Genomic DNA, 3,536 nt, shown 5'->3' on the forward strand with positions numbered 1-3,536 from the left:
GGCCTTGATTGCTGCGCAGGCGCCAGAAACAGCAGCGCACAGGCCGATGCCCCCAGCGCGCACAGCACGCAGCCCAGCACCACCCAGCGAAACGCGGCCACCAGCACCTCGGGTGAAGCCGCCTGCAGCGGCCCGCCCAGGCTGGCGGCAAACACCACGCCCAGCACCGCCACAGCCAGCAGGCCGGCCACGCGCGCCACGGCGTTGTTGATGCCGGAGGCAATGCCCGCGTGGGTAGAAGGCACGGCGTTCATCACCGTGGTGGTGAGCGGAGCCACGGCAATCGTCATGCCCAGGCCCAGCACCACCATGGCCGGAAAGAAACCGGCCCAGTAAGACCAGCCCACGCCGGGCAAGGCCAGCAGTGCAAAGCCCGCAGCGGCCACCGCTGGCCCGGCCATCAGCATGCGCCGCGCGCCGAAGCGTTCTGTGAATTTGGCGGTAGCGGGCGACAGGAAACCCAGCAGCAGCGATAGCGGCAGCAGCGTGGCGCCTGCAGCCGTGGCGGAGTATTTAAAGGCACCAATCAGCACAAAAGGCAAAAAGAACAGCGCACCACTGAGCGCAAAGTACAAGAGCAGCGTCAGCAAATTGGTGCCCACAAAGTCGCGCGACTTGAAAAGGCCCAGCGGCATCATGGGCGCACGCGTGCGCGCCTGCGCGTAGACAAACGCCACCAACAGGGCTACGCCCGCTGCAAACGGGCCCAGCACGCTGATGGCCTGCCAGCCGCGCTCGGGCGCCAGCGTGAGGCCGTACGTCAGCGCGCCCAGGCCGCCGGCCACCAGCAGCACGCCCAGCCAGTCGAGCTGCTGCGGCGCCTCGGGGTCGCGGCTGTCAGGCACGGCATACAGCGCCAGCCACACGGTGGCCACTGCCATGGGCACGTTCAAAAAGAAGATGGACCGCCACGACACGGCATCGACCAGCCAGCCGCCCAGCACCGGCCCTGCCGCGCCGGTGATGGCCGCCCACGCGGCCCAGGTGCCAATCGCCTTGCCGCGCGCTTCGCCCTCAAACACATTCCCGATGATGGCCAGGCTGGCCGGCACCAGCAGCGCCGCGCCTACACCCTGCACGGCGCGTACCGCAATCAACGCGAGCGGGCCGGGCGCCAGGCCGCAGGCCACCGAGGCGGCCGTGAAAATGGCGATGCCAAGAATGAAAATCTTGCGACGGCCAAACCTGTCGCCCAGCGAGCCGCCCACCAGCACCAGCGAGCCCAGCGCCAGCAGGTAGGCGTTGATGACCCACTGCATGGCGGCCAGCCCGCTGGCCGAGTCACCAGCCAGGTCACGCTGGATGGCGGGCAGGGCGATGTTGACGACCGAGCCGTCGATAAACGCCATGGAAGAGCCCAGCACCGTGGCCGCCAGCGCCAGCTTGGGGTGCGCCGTTTTGCCGCAGTCGCCACCCTGGGCGCGGATGATGCCTTCGTCACAAGGGGCGTGCGGGTTGGCGGGCATGGGGTCTCCTGCAATAACTGATGGGGAGGTGAATCGTTGATTTGACAAATTGTCTGACAATAGATAATATTTCCAGATGACGACACACCTCGCGCAGCCACCCATGCCCCATCCTGCCAGTTCCCTGCCGTCAAAGGCAAGCAGGCCGGCTGATGCCCAACTCCTGCTGCTGGACAAACATGCGGTCGAGTCCCTGCTGCTGCCCGCCGATGTCCTTGCGGCCACGCGCGAAGCCTTTGTGCTCCACAGCCAGGGGGAGGGCCGCGTGTTCTCCCTGGTGCGTGAAAGGCTGGCCACCGGTGGCGTGTTCGGCATCAAGTCGGGTGACGTGGGCGCGCAGTCGCTGCTGGGCTTCAAGGCGGCCGGTTTCTGGCCCGGCAACCTCGCGCGGGGCGCCGATGCCCACCAGGCCACCATCATGCTGCTTGACCCCGCCACCGGCCGGCCGACCTGCCTGATTGACGGCAACGCCGTTACCACCGAGCGCACCGGTGCCGCTGGCGGCCTGGGCCTGCAACTGGCGCGGCAGGACAGCCGCACGGCGTGTGTCTTCGGCACCGGCGTGCAGGCGCAGGCGCAACTGCGCTTTGCCCTTCGCCAGCTGACCGGGTTGCGCCAGGTGTTTTACGCCACGGCCAGTGGTGGCCCGAAGCCCGCGTTTGAAGCGATGTTTGCCGGCCAGTGCGCCATCTCGCATGCGGCAGACGTGAATGCCGCCGTGGCCCAAAGCGATGTGGTGATCACGGCCACCACCGGCAAGGGCCCGCTGTTCGAGCTGGCTGCTCTTCAGCCCGGCACCCACATCAATGCGGTGGGCAGCGACACCAAAGGCAAACGCGAGCTGCCTGAAGGCTTGCTCGCCAGGGCGCGCGTGTTTGTGGACGATGCCGCCCAGTCGCGCAGCATCGGCGAGCTGCAATGGGCGCCCGAAACCGCCTGCACTGAAATCGGCGATGTGCTGTCGGGCAAGGCTTCCTTTGTGCGCGGCGCCGGCGACATCACCTTGTTCGACATGACCGGCATCGCCCTGCAGGACCTCACGGTCGCCCGCCTGCTGGAGCAGCGCGCGCGCCTTGCCGGCAAGGGTCAAAGCATTGCCTGGCCCTGGTGAATTGTTTGATGCCCTTACCGTTTTGGAGACTCCCTTGACTGCCAACCAGCCCAATCCCCTGGCCACCCTCGACACGCCCGCCGCGCTGATTGACCTGCCGCGCATGCAGCGCAACATCGCGCGCATGCAGCAGCGCATGAATGTGCTCGGCGTGCGTTTCCGGCCGCACGTCAAAACCAGCAAATGCACACCAGTGGCGCGTGCGCAGGTGGCCGCGGGTGCGCAGGGCATTACCGTCTCCACACTCAAGGAGGCCGCGCAATTCCACGCCGACGGCTTCACCGACATCCTCTACGCAGTGGGCATGGTCGCTACCAAGCTGCCGCAGGCGCTGGCCCTGCGGCGCCAGGGCTGCGATTTGAAAATCATCACCGACAGTGTGGCGTCGGCGGCCGCCATTGCCGCATTCGGCCATGAGCACGGTGAAAAGTTTGAAGTCTGGATAGAAATCGACAGCGACGGCCATCGCTCCGGCATCAAACCCGGCGAGGCCGCCTTGCTGGACGTTGCCCGCACGTTGCACGAAGGCGGTATGCAGCTGGGCGGCGTGATGACGCATGCCGGTTCGAGCTATGACCTCAACACCCCCGAAACGCTGGTGGCGATGGCCGAGCAGGAGCGCGCCGCCTGTGTGGAAGCTGCCGAACGTGTGCGCGCCGCGGGCTTTCCGTGCGCTGTTGTCAGCGTGGGCTCCACACCGACGGCGCTGTCAGCCGCGCAGCTCAAGGGCGTCACGGAAGTGCGCGCCGGTGTGTATGTGTTTTTTGACCTGGTGATGCACAACATCGGCGTGTGCGGGGCAGACGACATCGCCCTCAGCGTGCTGACCACCGTGATAGGCCACCAGCCCGAAAAAGGCTGGGCAATTGTGGACGCTGGCTGGATGGCCATGAGCCGAGACCGCGGCACGCAAAAGCAGCAGCATGACTTCGGCTACGGCCAGGTGTGCCGTACGGATG

Annotated in this window: 3 protein-coding genes; 2 read left to right on the top strand and 1 reads right to left on the bottom strand. The window is 66.7% G+C overall.

What is annotated here, in order from left to right:
• A partial coding sequence (locus AC1D1P_RS17880; RefSeq protein WP_477673894.1) for an MFS transporter occupies positions 1–1,466 on the bottom strand: 1,466 nt, incomplete at its 3' end.
• Positions 1,467–1,569: 103 nt separating this feature from the next.
• Here AC1D1P_RS17880 and AC1D1P_RS17885 point away from each other — a divergent pair.
• Together AC1D1P_RS17885 and AC1D1P_RS17890 are read left to right on the top strand one after the other, a co-directional pair.
• Positions 1,570–2,577, top strand: a complete 1,008-nt coding sequence (locus tag AC1D1P_RS17885) for an ornithine cyclodeaminase family protein (RefSeq protein WP_477673895.1) — start codon at positions 1,570–1,572, stop codon at positions 2,575–2,577.
• 103 nt (positions 2,578–2,680) lie between these two features.
• Positions 2,681–3,536: alanine racemase (locus AC1D1P_RS17890; RefSeq protein WP_477673896.1), on the top strand; the 856-nt coding region annotated here is incomplete at its 3' end.

Source organism: Polaromonas sp. P1_E1_2, assembly GCF_056406035.1.